This is a genomic window from Lysobacter yananisis (assembly GCF_031199375.1).
GTDB classification, from domain to species: Bacteria; Pseudomonadota; Gammaproteobacteria; order Xanthomonadales; family Xanthomonadaceae; genus Lysobacter; species Lysobacter yananisis.
In genome coordinates this window covers 3,539,383-3,551,809 of sequence record NZ_CP133568.1, presented here as the reverse complement: position 1 = coordinate 3,551,809, position 12,427 = coordinate 3,539,383, and the positions used below count along the sequence as shown (strand labels likewise).

Sequence of the window (12,427 nt, the reverse complement as noted above, 5' to 3'; positions counted from 1 at the left end):
GGCGGGTTCTGCCATGAAAAACGGCCGGGACAGGCCCGGCCGTTTCGCCCTCCTCGAAGCCGGCGCCCGCCCCTGCCGGGCGGGCGCGCGGCCGCGCTCAGTGCGGCAGGTAGCCCAGGCTCTGGCAGACCTCGCGCAGCCGCGGCGGCACGCTGTCGCCGGCCGGCAGCTCGCGCGAGGCCTGGATCCGGCCCGAGTGGATGCGCTCGCTGTTGTCGCCGAGGAACACCTTGAACGGACCGTGGTCGACCCGGCCGTACTCCATCATCTCCGGCTCCCACTCCAGCCCCAGGAACCGGCAGATGTCCTGGGTCACCCGCGCGGGGTCGGCGGTGAGCTCCTCGTAGCGCACGGTCAGGCCGGGCAGCGCCGCGCGCGCCTGGATCACGCCCGACAACTGCGGCAGCAGCATGGTCTGCGCCGAATCCGGATTGCCCCAGCGTTCGTTCTGCTCGCCGAAGCGTTCCTTGAGCTCCTGGCCGAGCGCGCCCTTGGCCGCGGCCAGCATCGAATCGAGCACATGGCTGGGATGGCGGACCAGGAAGATGAAGCGCGCCTGCGGCCAGCACTGCGCCAGGCGCTGCCAGCGCAGCGCGTTGGCCGGGGTCTTGTCGACGATGGTGTGCTTGCCGCTGGCGTCCAGCAGGCGGTGCAGCATGCGGTCCCACAACAGGTGCTCGACCTCCGCCAAGTCCAGGCCCATCGCTTCCATCGAGACGTTGGCCTGGAGGGTGTCGAGCTGGACCTGGAAATCCGGCAGGTGCAGCTCGTGCGGCGCGCAGATGCGCGAGTGGGTGTCGAGCACGCAGCGCAGCAGGGTCGAGCCGCTGCGGACGGCGGAAATCACGAAAACGGGCGAAGCGACCAGGCGCGAAGGCGCCGGCGTAGCGGTGGTTCTGTCCATAGCGATTGTTTCTCCAGTGCGCGGACATTCATTGGTGGCGTCAATCAATGCGTTGCGGCGTTGCGGCGTTGGCGGACGGTATCCCTCCCCTGGCATGGAAGCCCTGCGCGCGCAGGGCGGAACGGCCGAGCGGCGGCCGTAGCCTTGCAATCATCGCCGGAGATTGCTGCGAACGTGCGACCGAACAGCGGCCGATCGGCCCGCGCCGCGAGCCGGCCCGACCCATAAAAAAAGACAGCCGGGCGAACCCGGCTGTCTTCGGTGGAGCGTTCGATCGCGCGGATCAGAACTTGTAGCGGAAGCCCAGCTGGACCGACCACTGCGACACACCGACGTTGAAGCCGTCGGCGTCGGCGTTGGCCACGGTCGGCGCGTCCGGGGTGTTGAAGTTGTACACGTACTTGCCGTTGTACATGCCCTGGATCGCGGCGACGCGCTGGCTGGCGAAGAAGCCGTAGTCGTAGATGTGGCCCCAATCCTTGTTGATCAGGTTGCCCACGTTCTGGATGTCCAGCCAGATCTCGGACTTGTGGTCCTTGAAGAAGCCGGGCAGTTCCTGGCTGATGCGCACGTCGAAGGTGTTGACCCAACGCGCGCGGCCGGCGTTCTGCGGCGCGGAGCGGCCGGCGTAGCGGCCCAGTTCCGGGTTCGAGGCCAGCCAGTCGAAGAAGCGCTTCTCCATGGCCGGGTCGGCGGTGAACTGGCCGGCCGGGCTGAGCGAACCGAACAGCACGTCGCCCGGGCCGCTGGGCACGTAGAACAGGTCGTTGCCCGAGCGGTTGTCGCCGTTGACGTCGTTGGAATAGACGTAGCTGAAGGGACGGCCGCTGCGGCCTTCGTACACCAGGCCGATGCGGGTCTCGTAGTCGCCGAAGAACTTATGCTTCCAGTCCAGGGTGCCGATGATGCGGTCCTTGATCTGGTAGCGCGAGGTCGAGGCGGTCTCTTCGTTGGCGTCGAACAGGTAGTTGTAGTTCCAGCCGGAGGTCGCGGTCGAGCTGGTCAGGCCGCTGACTTCGGTGGCGTGGGTGTAGGTGTAGGCCAGGCTCCAGGACCAGTCGCTCTCGACGCCGAAGGGCTTGCTCAGGCCGACGGTGAACTGCTGGGTTTCGCCCTTGTCGGTGTTGTCGAGCAGCAGGACCTGGTCGAAGCGGCGGTCGCGGGCGAAGCGGTTGTTGCCCGACGACCACGGACGGTTGCGCAGGTTCGCGGCCTGGCTCCAGAACAGGTCGCGGCCGTCCGGACCCTCCGCCTGCGGCGTGCCGAGGTTGAGGTTGCGGTAGAACAGCGCGTTCTTGACCTTGGTCACCAGCAGCTCGGCCGAACCGACCACGCCGTACCACGGCAGCTCATGCTCGAACGCCAGGTTGGCCTTCCACACCGACGGCTGCTCGAAGTCGGGGTTGATGACGTTGACGTTCTGCAGCTGGCTGCCGGCGCGCGACGGGATCGGCGGGTTGAGGCCGTCGCCGTTGAACTTCAGGTTCTGCCAGTTCTCGGTCGACGCCAGGTTCTGCGAGTACTGGATGTAGTTCAGGCCGGTGGTGTTGTAGGCGTTGGTCAGCCACACCTGCGGCGACTCGCCCTGGAACAGGCCGAAACCGCCGCGCAGCTGGGTCGGGCGCTCGCTGTCGAAGGTGTAGTTGAAGCCCACGCGCGGCTGGATCAGCCACTTGGAGTTCAGCACCTTGCGGGTGTCGTAGCCGAACACCTGCTGGACCAGCGGGTTGTAGTCCGGGTTCTTGTTGACTTCCGGCTTGTCGGCGCGCAGGCCGAAGTTCACCGTCAGGTTGTTGTTGACGAACCACTCGTCCTGGATGAACAGGCCGTACTGCTTGTACTTGAACGCGCCGGCGACGCTGTCGATGCCCGCGCCCGGCTGCGGGGTGCGCACGTCGTACTTCAGCCAGCGGCCGGCCTGGTAGTTGTCCAGGCCCCAGAACTCGTACACGCCGTAGACCTGCGGTCCGAACAGGTTGTAGACGTCGTTGTTGCTGTAGTCGAAGCCGAACTTGATGTTGTGGTCGCCCAGCGCCAGGGTGCCCGAACCGAACGCGTTCCAGGTCTTGGTGTAGAGCTTGTTGGCCTGCGAGTTGGTCTCGGTGCCCAGGAACAGCGAGTCGCCGCCCGGGTTGCCTTCGGTGCCGCCGAACCAGATGCGCACGCTAGGCGCGGTGCCCGGGGTTTCGCGCACGGCCGAGTAGTCGCGGTAGGAGACCTTGAACTCGGTGGAGAAGTTGTCGGTCCAGTCGCTGAACAGCTGGCCGACCCAGCTCTCGACCGACTTGGTGTGCTGGTACCAGTACGAGTTCAGCGAGATCTGGCTGCTGTTGATGCCGTTGATGCGCAGCTTGCTCTGGTCGAGCTTGCTGTAGCGCAGGCTGGCGCGGTGCGCGTCGGAAATGTTCCAGTCGATCTTGAGCGCGTACTCTTCCAGGTCGGTGTTGCCCGAGCTGCCCAGGCCGCCGGCGTCGAAGCCGTAGCCGCTGGAGATGGTCTGCGCGCGCGACAGGTCGTTCTGGGTGATCACCGCGCCGCGGCGACCCAGCGCGCTGCCCGGGATGTCGGCGCCCGGAGCGGCCTGCTTGAACTTCTCGTAGTTGGCGAAGAAGAACAGCTTGTCCTTGACCAGCGGGCCGCCGAAGGTGGCGCCGTAGGTCTCTTCCTTGTCGAAGCCGTTGAACTTGGTGTCGGTCGGATCCTTGCCGAACCAGCCGCCGTCGCGGTAGCTGCCGTAGATCGAGCCGTGGAATTCGTTGGTGCCCGACTTGGTCACCGCGTCGACCACCGCGCCGGTCGCGCCGGTGATGGTGACGTCGTAGCTGGCCAGGTCGACGTTGATGCCTTCGATGGCTTCCATCGACACCGGCTGGCGGCGGGTCGGCATGTTGTTGCCTTCCAGGCCGAAGGTGTCGCTGGCCGACACGCCGTCGATGCGGATGGCGTTGTAGCGCGGGTTCTGGCCGCCGGCGGTGATGCCGCCCTCGGCGCGGTTGACGTAGGCCACGCGCGGGTCGAGGCGGACGTAGTCCTGGATGTTGCCGCCGATCGAGGGCAGCGCCTCGATGGTCTGGCGGGTCACGTTGGTGCCCGAGCCCATCTTGGTCGCGCTGAACAGCTCCGAGCCGCCGGTGGCGACCGCGGTGACCGCGCCCAGGGTGGTCACGTCGGCCGGCGACAGCGCGGCGTTGATGGTGTTGCTCTTGGCCAGATCGAGGTAGACGCCGTCCTCGGTCTTGGTGCCCTCGCCTTCCTTGGTGATGTTGATCGTGTACGGACCGCCGACGCGCAGGCCGCGCGCGTTGTAGCGGCCGCTGGCGTCGGTGGTGGCGCGGCTGACCGTGCCCGACTCGACGTGGGTGATGGTCACTTCGGCGCCGGCGACCGGCTGGCCGCTGGCGCTGGTCACCGTGCCGTTGACGCCGGCGGAGGTGGACTGGGCGAACGCCGGTGCGGTGGCGAGTACGGCGAGCAGGCCAAGCGTGAGCTTGGACATGCGGACGCGGTTCTGATAGGTCATTACGATGGCCTCGGTACAGTGGAATGCGTGGCGGAGTCGGCCGGCCGGCGCGGCTTCGCGCCGCGCTCGTACCAGGTCCGTTTTATGGCTAGCCCCTAGACCCGCGCGGCGCCGTGGCCGCCGGGGTTAACAGCAGTTTAACAGGCTAGGGAGGGTGTGTGACAGAGACGTGACCGGCATCAAGCCTTGTCACACGGTGACTGCGTCCACACCTGAACTGCCATGCAGCGCAAAGTTGTATAAACCACCGCCGCGCCGCGTCCCCATGCGCTTGCGAATGGGCGCCGGCCTACATACGCCAGGCACCGGATCGCCACTCGAAATCGCGGACCGGCGCCGCATCCCGGCACGCGCATGGCGCGCGCATCGCACCGTTCGTCGGCAACCCGGGCGGATGGGGGCGGTCGCCGCGATTTCGTCGCGCCCCGGCGGCGGGCGATCGGTTCCAGCGAGCGGCGGCCGATGGCCCGGCCTCGAACGACGTTGATCCATCCCTGGACCACCGGGTTCGGACGACCCGGCTCCCCCTCCGGGGCTTCGCTTACGGCGGCCCCGGCAGGTAAGAACCCAGGCCGTCGAGGATCATCTGCACCGAGATCGCGACCAGCAGCATGCCCATCAGGCGTTCGATCGCGATCAGCGCGCGCCGGCCGAGCAGCTTGTAAAGAATGGTCGCCGAGAACAGGATCGCCGCGGTCGCGCCCCAGGCGATCAGCAGGGCCAGGCTCCAGTCGCCGAGCCGGGCCGGATCGTTGCTGCCCATCAGCATCACCGCGGCCATGCCCGAGGGGCCGGCCACCAGCGGGATCGCCATCGGCACGATGAAGGGCTCGCCGTCGGGGATCTCGCCCATCAGCCCTTCCGGCGGCGGGAAGATCATGCGGATGCCGATCAGGAACAGCACGATGCCGCCGGCGATCGACACCGATTCCTGGCGCAGGTGCATCAGTTCCAGCGCGTACTTGCCGCCCCACAGGAACAGCATCAGCACGCCGAGCGCGATCAGCAGCTCGCGCGCGAGCACGATGCGCTGGCGCTTGGGCGGCAGCCCGCGCAGCAGGCTCAGGAACACCGGGATGTTGCCGAGCGGGTCGAGGATGATGAAGAGCAGCAGCGCGGCCGAGGCGATGGTCATGGCGGCGGGCTCAGGCGTGCGGCGCCCAGACCGTGCCGCGATGGCCCGCGCCGGCGGCCGACAGCAAGGTCACGCAGGCCTGGGCGTAGGCCGAGGGCTCGCGCGCGGAGCGGTCGCTTTCCTCGACATAGGCGCGCGCGCGCAGCGGCGTGCGCATCGGCCCGGGACGCAGCCCGGCCACGCGCACGCTGGAATTGCCCAGCTCGGCGTGCAGGATCCCGACCAGCGCCGCGAGCCCGTGCTGGGCCGCGCCGTAACCGCCCCAATAGGCCTGGCCGACCCGCGCGGGATCGTCGAGCGCGAACACCAGGGCGGCGTCGCCGGCCTTGGCCAGCAACGGCAGGCAGGCCTGCGACAGCCACCACGGCGCGGTCAGGTTGACGTGCACGGCGCGCGCGAACGCGGCCGGATCGGTCTGCAGCAGCGGGGTCAGGCCGGGGAAGTCGGCGGCGCAATGCAGCACGCCGTCGAGGCGGCCGAGTTCGGATTCGATCCGCTGCGCCATCTCGGCGTAGTCGTCGGGCTGGGCGCCTTCCAGGTCGAGCGGGTACAGCAGCGGCTCGGGCCCGGCCTGGGCCGCGGCGTCGTAGACCCGGTTCAACTTCGGCAGCTTGCGCCCGAGCAGGACCACGGTGGCGCCGGCGGCGGCGGCGGCCACCGAAGCGGCCGAACCGAGCCCGCCGGCGGCGCCGGTGACCAGCACCACGCGCCCGGCCAGCGCCTGCGCGCCGGCCTGCGGATCGTTCGAGCGGGCGGCGGCTTCGGTCACTGCGACTGGGTCTCGCTGATCATGCGCGCCAGTTCGCCGGACTCGTACAGCTCCAGGGTGATGTCGCAGCCGCCGATCAGCTCGCCGTGGATGAAGAGCTGCGGGAAGGTCGGCCAGTTCGAATAGCGCGGCAGGTTGGCGCGGATCTCCGGGTCTTCGAGCACGTTGACCGTATGCAGCGAAGTCGCGCCGGCGGCCTTGAGCGCCTGCACCGCGCGGCTGGAGAAACCGCACATCGGGAACTGCGCGGTGCCCTTCATGAACAACACGACCGGATGGGACTCGACCTCGGTCTGGATCCGTTCGATAACCGACGACATGGGCACTGCTCCTGACGAGGTTTGTTGCCGAGTTTGACGGTTCGGCAACCTTGGGTGGGGATAGAATATGAATTGTAAGCCTTCGCGGCGTCGCCGACGCGCCCGTTCCCGGAACCCAACGGTCCACGACCGCGCGGTCCCGGGCCTGGAGCGCCGGCCGCGGCGCCCTCCGCTAGCCAGCCCCCTCGCATCTCCAGGAGCCCGCCAATGGCCATCGAATTGCCTGCCCTGCCGTACGACCGCACCGCGCTGGAGCCGACCATCTCGGCCGAGACCATCGACTACCACTACGGCAAGCATCACAAGGCCTACGTCGACAACCTCAACAAGATGATCGAAGGCACCGAGTTCGCCTCGCTGTCGCTGGAAGAGATCATCAAGAAGTCGCAGGGCGGCATGTTCAACAACGCCGCCCAGATCTGGAACCACACCTTCTATTGGAACTGCCTGTCGCCGAAGGGCGGCGGCGAGCCGACCGGCAAGCTGGCCGAACTCATCAACAAGGCCTTCGGCGACTTCGCCAAGTTCAAGGAAGAGTTCACCAAGACCGCCGTCGGCACCTTCGGCTCGGGCTGGGGCTGGCTGGTGCAGCGTCCGGACGGTTCGCTGGCCCTGGTCAGCACCCCCAACGCCGCCACCCCGCTGACCGGCGAAGACACCGCGCTGCTGACCTGCGACGTGTGGGAACACGCCTACTACATCGACTACCGCAACGCCCGCCCGAAGTACGTCGAGGCGTTCTGGAACCTGGTCAACTGGGACTTCGTGGCGTCCAACCTCAAGTAAGCCGCCGCGTCTACGCGATACGAAAAACGGCCGGGGAAACCCGGCCGTTTTTCGTTGCCCGAGCGTCCGTCCCGCCTTTCGCAGGAGCGGCGCAAGCCGCGACCGCGCCGCCGCGCCGACCGACGCATGCCCAGGTCGCCCGCGCATTCCGCCAGCCGCCCCGCCCGCACGCTTGCGCAACCGCGGCCCCCACGCGCAAGCTCGTGCCGCCGCGCACCGCGGCCACCGGAACCGCAGCCATGGCCTCGCCGATCGCCGCCACCGCCCCGTACTGGGTCCCCGCGCTGTCGATGCTGATGATCTACCGGCGCGTCCGCCGCAACTTCGGCGTGCAGCCGTGGCGGCCGGTGCGCAGCGGCATCCGCCTGGGCGTCCTGGTCCTGGTCGCGGCGATGCTGTGCGCGCTCGGCGCATTGCAGCCGTCGCTGGCGCTGGGCCTGGGCATCGGCGCGACGCTCGGCGCCCTGCTCGGCTTGCTCGCGCTCAAGCACACCCACGTCGCCTGGCGCGACGACCAGCGCACCTACACGCCGAACCCGTGGATCGGCGGCGCGCTGGCCGCCCTGCTGGTCGGCCGCATCGCCTGGCGCTACACCCACGAAGGCTTCGCCGCGACGCAGGCGCCGAGCGCGCTGACCATGGCCATGGCGACGGTGTTGATCGGCTATTCCCTGGTCTATGTCATCGGACTGATGGTGCAGATGCGGCGGCTGGCGGCGGAACGCGCCGCGACCAGTGCGTCCACGCCCCCGGTTGAGCTTTGATCCAAGCGCGGCCGGGTCAACTGCGTTCGAACCGGCACGCCTGCGGCGCGCCCAAACGCCAGCGGAAATAGAACCCCAGACGTCCGCGGCGGTAATCGCACACCGCGCGGTCGCCGGTTCGCAGCGCAGCGTATTCGTGCCGGTCGATGCGCAACGACACCACTGCGCCGCTGCGCGCGTCGCGCAAATATACGCCGTAAGTCGGCGAACGGCCGTCTTCTTCCCAGCGGTCGATCGCCACGCCGTCGAAACGCACCGCATCGCTGCCGGCCAAGGCGTTGGCGGCGTACACGTAGGGCCAGCTGAAAGCCGCGAGCAGGAAAGCGAGCACCCACGGCGCCAGCAACGCCATCCAGGCCGGCGAACGCCAGCTCCACATCGGCCAATGCCGGACCAGCGAGAAAGCCGCCAACGCCAGCCAGAACAGCAGCAGCCAGCGCCAGACCCGGTCGTGGTCCGGCTCCTCGGGCACGAACAGGCAGCAGCCCGGCTCGATCGAGATCAGGCTCAGCAGCGCGCCGACGAAGTGCGCGACCAGCAACCAGCCGATCGGCCCGCCGCGCACCAGCGACGCGGCAGCGCGCGGGGAGCGCGACCGCGTCGGAATGATGATCAGGTCAGCCTCGCGATCACCGGCGCGACCTGCTCCTGGCGGCCGAGCGCGACGCCGACCCGGGCCAGCGCCTGCGCCAGCGCCTGCGCCGAATCCGCGCGCACCGTCGCATGCCCGACCTTGCGCCCCTCGCGCGGCGACTTGCCGTAGTCGTGCCAGTGCCCGCCGGCCTCGGCCAGCACCGGCGCGGCGTCCGGCATCGCGCCGATCCAGTTGAGCATGCAGGCGTGGCCGAGCATGCGGGTGTCGCCCAGCGGCAGGCCGAGCACGGCGCGCAGGTGGTTCTGGAACTGCGAGGTTTCCGCGCCTTCGATGGTCCAATGGCCGGAGTTGTGCACGCGCGGGGCCAGTTCGTTGGCCAGCAGCACGCCGTCGCGGCAGAACAGCTCCAGCGCGAACACGCCGACGTAGTCGAGCGCGTCGGCGAGCTTGCGCGCATGCGCGACCGCGGTCGCGGCCAGCGCCTCGTCGGCGACGGCCGGCGCGAGGCTGGCCGAGAGCACGCCGTCGACGTGCCAGTTCTCGGTCAGCGGCCAGGCGCGGAACTCGCCGTCGCGGCCGCGCACGGCGACCACCGACAGTTCGCGCTCGAAGCGCACGAAGCCTTCCAGGATCAGGCCGACGGTGTCGGCCTGGGCGCCGAGCGCGGCCCAGGCGGCGTCGGCGTCGGCCGCGGTCTTGATCCGGAACTGGCCCTTGCCGTCGTAGCCCAGGCGCCGGGTCTTGAGGATGCATGGCGTGCCGATCGCCGCCAGCGCGGCGTCGAGGCCGGCGCGCGAGTCGATCGCGGCGAAGTCGGGCACCGGGATGTCGAGTTCGCGGAACAGGGTCTTCTCGGCGAGCCGGTCCTGCGCGACGGCGAGCGCGCGCGGGCTCGGGAACACCGGCCGGCGCTCGGCCAGCCAGCGCGCCGACTCGGCCGGCACGTTCTCGAAATCGAAGGTGGCCACGTCGATCTTGGACGCGAATTCGTCGAGCGCGGCCTGGTCGGTGTAGTCGCCGACCACCATCGGCGCGAACTGGCCGGCGCAGGCGTCGGCGGTGTTGTCCAGGACCAGGAAGCGCAGGCCCAGCGGCGCGCCCGACAGCGCCAGCATGCGGGCCAACTGCCCGCCTCCGAGGATGCCGACGGTGGTCATTGGCGCGGATCGTCGTGGGCCAGCACTTCGTCGGTCTGGCGCGCGCGGAATGCGGCCAGCGCCGCGCCGATGGCCGGATACTCCGGCGCCAGCACGGCGGCGGCGAACAGCGCGGCGTTGGCGGCGCCGGCGTTGCCGATGGCGAAGGTCGCCACCGGGATGCCGGCCGGCATCTGCACGATCGACAGCAGCGAGTCCATGCCGTTGAGCGCCTTGGACTGCACCGGCACGCCAAGCACCGGCACCGCGGTCTTCGCCGCCAGCATGCCCGGCAGGTGCGCGGCGCCGCCGGCGCCGGCGACGATCGCGCGCAGGCCGCGGCCGGCCGCGCTTTCGGCGTACTGGAACAGCACGTCCGGGGTGCGGTGCGCGGACACCACCCGCACTTCGTGCGGCACGCCCAGGGCTTCGAGCTTGGCGGCGGCGTGCTGCATGGTCTCCCAGTCCGAGCGCGAGCCCATGACGATGCCCACGAGCGGGGCGGGACCGGCGGCGGCGGACGAGGTGCTTGGATCGGACGAGGCTGGGGACATGGGACGTGCCTTGGCGCAAAGACGTATTCTAACGCCCTGTCCCGTCGTACCGGCATCAAACCGTATGGATCGCAAACTGCTCGACCTGCTCGTCTGCCCGACCACCCGCCAACCGCTGCTGCTGCTGGACGGCCGCGGCCTGCAGGCGCTCAACGCCGCCATCGCCGCCGGCGGCGTGGTCCGCGGCGGCGGCGACGCCCAGACCCAGGCCCTGCGCGAGGCGCTGGTGACCCGTGACCGCAAGACCGTCTACATCGTCGACGACGGCATCGCCCTGCTGGACGCCGACAACGCCCTGGCCACCGCCCAGGTCGAGGGTTTCCCCGCCGCATGAACGCCGCCGCCCGCGACCTGACCCCGCCGCCGGCGGCCGAGATCGAAGCCGACGTCGCCGATGCCCTGGCCGAAGACCTCGGCGGCGGCGACGTCACCGCCGAGCTGCTGCCCGACAGCGCCGACATCGCTTACTTGTTGTGCAAGGAAGACGCGGTGATCTGCGGCCGGCCGTGGTTCGACGCCTGCCACCGCGCGCTCGACCCGCAGGTCGAGATCGACTGGAAAGTCGCCGAGGGCGACCGCGTCGCCAAGGGCACGGTGCTGGCGACCCTGCGCGGCCGTTCGCGCGCCCTGGTCAGCGCCGAGCGCGCCTCGCTGAACTTCCTGCAGACCCTGTCCGGCACCGCCACCGTCACCGCCCAGTACGTGGCCGCGGTGGCCGGCACCGGCACCCGCATCCTCGACACCCGCAAGACCCTGCCCGGCCTGCGCCTGGCGCAGAAGTACGCGGTGCGCTGCGGCGGCGGGGTCAACCACCGCATCGGCCTGTTCGATGCGGTGATGCTCAAGGAAAACCACATCCGCGCCGCCGGCTCGCTGGTCGCGGCGATCCGCCACGCGCGCGAACGCCATCCCGGGCTGCCGCTGATCGTCGAGGTCGAGACGCTGGACCAGTTGCGCGAGGCGCTGACCGAGGGCTGCGACCGCATCCTGATCGACGACTTCGACGCCGCCACCCGCCGCGAGGCGGTGCGGATCGCGCGCGCGGCGCCGTTCGCCGGACGCATCCCGCTGGAAGTCTCTGGCGGCGTCGATCTCGACGGCCTGCGCGCGATCGCGCAGGACGGCGTGGACTGCATCTCGATCGGCGCGCTGACCAAGCATGTGCGCGCCATCGACCTTTCGCTGAAACTGGGACCGCCGCCGGGCTGACCGCATCGACCGGGGGCGCCCGCCCCCTTGCGTTGCGCCGATCCCGCCGCCAAGAACACGCCATGCCTACCCTGATCCTGCTGATGATCTTCGGCGCCGCCGCGTTCTCGTTCTGGAGCGCCGGCCGCGCCGCCGCCGAACGCGCCGAAGTCGTCGGCCGCGACGCCTGCCGCGCGGCCGGGGTGCAATGGCTCGACCAGAGCGTGCACGCGATCGGCCTGCGGGTGATCCGCCGCGAAAGCGGCTGGCTCGGCTTCGAACGCACCTTCCGCTTCGACTACTCCATCGACGGCGAAGACCGCCACATCGGCCGGCTGGTGCTGCGCGGCGACCGGCTGGTGGCGTTCAGCGGTCCGGTCACGCGCGAGCCCTCGCAGTTGCACTGACGGGTCCGGCCAACCGAAGCGACGCAGCTCCGCCACCACGACCCGAAGCCGCTTCTCCCCATGCCGTCATTCCGGCGAAAGCCGGAATCCATTTTGATCTCGCTTGTCTGTTTGCGGCGCAGCGCAAGCAGGAGCAGAAGCAAAATGGATTCCGGCTTTCGCCGGAACGATGGGACGGTGGTGGGCACGCCGTAATTGCGGTGGCGCGGTCGCGGCTTGCGCCGCTCCTACAGGGGGCGGGCGCGACGACGCGGCGACCGGAATGAACGCGGCGATTAGGCTACGGCTGCGCCGCGGTACGCCCGCGAGGTCGCGGCTTGAGACGCTGCGACAGGAAGCCGGCGCGAGC

13 protein-coding genes are annotated in these 12,427 nt (G+C 69.6%); 5 read left to right on the top strand and 8 right to left on the bottom strand.

The window, feature by feature from the left end; genetic code table 11:
* Positions 1-97: 97 nt before the first annotated feature.
* The 5 genes from RDV84_RS14825 to grxD all read right to left on the bottom strand — a co-directional run bounded on the left by RDV84_RS14825 (position 98) and on the right by grxD (position 6,648).
* Positions 98-847 (bottom strand): sulfotransferase family protein, encoded by a 750-nt coding sequence (locus RDV84_RS14825; RefSeq protein ID WP_057950204.1) that lies wholly within the window; start codon positions 845-847, stop codon positions 98-100.
* Between the two features lie 340 nt (positions 848-1,187).
* Positions 1,188-4,400, bottom strand: coding sequence for a TonB-dependent receptor (locus RDV84_RS14820; protein WP_057950205.1), 3,213 nt, complete (start codon positions 4,398-4,400; stop codon positions 1,188-1,190).
* A gap of 565 nt (positions 4,401-4,965) precedes the next feature.
* Positions 4,966-5,559, bottom strand: coding sequence for a YhgN family NAAT transporter (locus RDV84_RS14815; protein ID WP_057948396.1), 594 nt, complete (start codon positions 5,557-5,559; stop codon positions 4,966-4,968).
* Between the two features lie 10 nt (positions 5,560-5,569).
* On the bottom strand, positions 5,570-6,328 hold the full coding sequence (locus RDV84_RS14810) for an SDR family NAD(P)-dependent oxidoreductase (protein ID WP_057948397.1): 759 nt from the start codon (positions 6,326-6,328) through the stop codon (positions 5,570-5,572).
* Positions 6,325-6,648, bottom strand: a complete 324-nt coding sequence (gene grxD / locus RDV84_RS14805; protein ID WP_078997910.1) for a Grx4 family monothiol glutaredoxin — start codon at positions 6,646-6,648, stop codon at positions 6,325-6,327. Before grxD ends, RDV84_RS14810 begins: the two co-directional genes overlap by 4 nt.
* A gap of 207 nt (positions 6,649-6,855) precedes the next feature.
* Between grxD and RDV84_RS14800 the strand changes: the two genes are divergently transcribed.
* Together RDV84_RS14800 and RDV84_RS14795 are read left to right on the top strand one after the other, a co-directional pair.
* Entirely contained in the window at positions 6,856-7,434 is a 579-nt protein-coding gene (locus tag RDV84_RS14800) for a superoxide dismutase (RefSeq protein WP_057948399.1), read from the top strand.
* Positions 7,435-7,673: 239 nt separating this feature from the next.
* Positions 7,674-8,198, top strand: a complete 525-nt coding sequence (locus tag RDV84_RS14795; RefSeq protein ID WP_309150774.1) for a CcdC protein domain-containing protein — start codon at positions 7,674-7,676, stop codon at positions 8,196-8,198.
* 16 nt (positions 8,199-8,214) lie between these two features.
* Here the strand turns inward: RDV84_RS14795 and RDV84_RS14790 are convergent, their stop codons facing one another.
* From RDV84_RS14790 to purE, 3 genes are all read right to left on the bottom strand, one after another.
* Positions 8,215-8,739, bottom strand: a complete 525-nt coding sequence (locus tag RDV84_RS14790; RefSeq protein ID WP_139381991.1) for a hypothetical protein — start codon at positions 8,737-8,739, stop codon at positions 8,215-8,217.
* Positions 8,740-8,810: 71 nt separating this feature from the next.
* On the bottom strand, positions 8,811-9,950 hold the full coding sequence (locus tag RDV84_RS14785; RefSeq protein ID WP_078997912.1) for a 5-(carboxyamino)imidazole ribonucleotide synthase: 1,140 nt from the start codon (positions 9,948-9,950) through the stop codon (positions 8,811-8,813).
* Positions 9,947-10,483 carry a 5-(carboxyamino)imidazole ribonucleotide mutase gene (gene purE, locus RDV84_RS14780; protein ID WP_078997913.1) on the bottom strand — a complete coding sequence of 179 codons (537 nt, stop codon included), beginning with the start codon at positions 10,481-10,483 and terminating at the stop codon, positions 9,947-9,949. Before purE ends, RDV84_RS14785 begins: the two co-directional genes overlap by 4 nt.
* A gap of 64 nt (positions 10,484-10,547) precedes the next feature.
* Here purE and RDV84_RS14775 point away from each other — a divergent pair, with 64 nt between their 5' ends.
* The 3 genes from RDV84_RS14775 to RDV84_RS14765 all read left to right on the top strand — a co-directional run bounded on the left by RDV84_RS14775 (position 10,548) and on the right by RDV84_RS14765 (position 12,078).
* Entirely contained in the window at positions 10,548-10,817 is a 270-nt protein-coding gene (locus tag RDV84_RS14775) for a Trm112 family protein (protein ID WP_309150773.1), read from the top strand.
* A complete protein-coding gene (gene nadC, locus RDV84_RS14770; RefSeq protein ID WP_309150772.1) occupies positions 10,814-11,692 on the top strand; it encodes a carboxylating nicotinate-nucleotide diphosphorylase in 879 nt (292 codons plus the stop codon). Before RDV84_RS14775 ends, nadC begins: the two co-directional genes overlap by 4 nt.
* 62 nt (positions 11,693-11,754) lie before the next feature.
* Positions 11,755-12,078: a DUF3301 domain-containing protein gene (locus tag RDV84_RS14765; RefSeq protein WP_057948406.1), complete on the top strand. Its 324-nt coding sequence runs from the start codon at positions 11,755-11,757 to the stop codon at positions 12,076-12,078.
* Positions 12,079-12,427 lie beyond the last annotated feature (349 nt).

Bases quoted from the DNA above. Each gene is read 5' to 3' on its own strand.
- RDV84_RS14820 (WP_057950205.1), bottom strand. From the start codon at position 4,400: ATGTCCAAGCTCACGCTTGGCCTGCTCGCCGTACTCGCCACCGCACCG.
- RDV84_RS14815 (WP_057948396.1), bottom strand. From the start codon at position 5,559: ATGACCATCGCCTCGGCCGCGCTGCTGCTCTTCATCATCCTCGACCCG.
- grxD (WP_078997910.1), bottom strand. From the start codon at position 6,648: ATGTCGTCGGTTATCGAACGGATCCAGACCGAGGTCGAGTCCCATCCG.
- RDV84_RS14800 (WP_057948399.1), top strand. From the start codon at position 6,856: ATGGCCATCGAATTGCCTGCCCTGCCGTACGACCGCACCGCGCTGGAG.
- RDV84_RS14795 (WP_309150774.1), top strand. From the start codon at position 7,674: ATGGCCTCGCCGATCGCCGCCACCGCCCCGTACTGGGTCCCCGCGCTG.
- RDV84_RS14785 (WP_078997912.1), bottom strand. From the start codon at position 9,950: ATGACCACCGTCGGCATCCTCGGAGGCGGGCAGTTGGCCCGCATGCTG.
- purE (WP_078997913.1), bottom strand. From the start codon at position 10,483: ATGTCCCCAGCCTCGTCCGATCCAAGCACCTCGTCCGCCGCCGCCGGT.
- RDV84_RS14775 (WP_309150773.1), top strand. From the start codon at position 10,548: ATGGATCGCAAACTGCTCGACCTGCTCGTCTGCCCGACCACCCGCCAA.
- nadC (WP_309150772.1), top strand. From the start codon at position 10,814: ATGAACGCCGCCGCCCGCGACCTGACCCCGCCGCCGGCGGCCGAGATC.
- RDV84_RS14765 (WP_057948406.1), top strand. From the start codon at position 11,755: ATGCCTACCCTGATCCTGCTGATGATCTTCGGCGCCGCCGCGTTCTCG.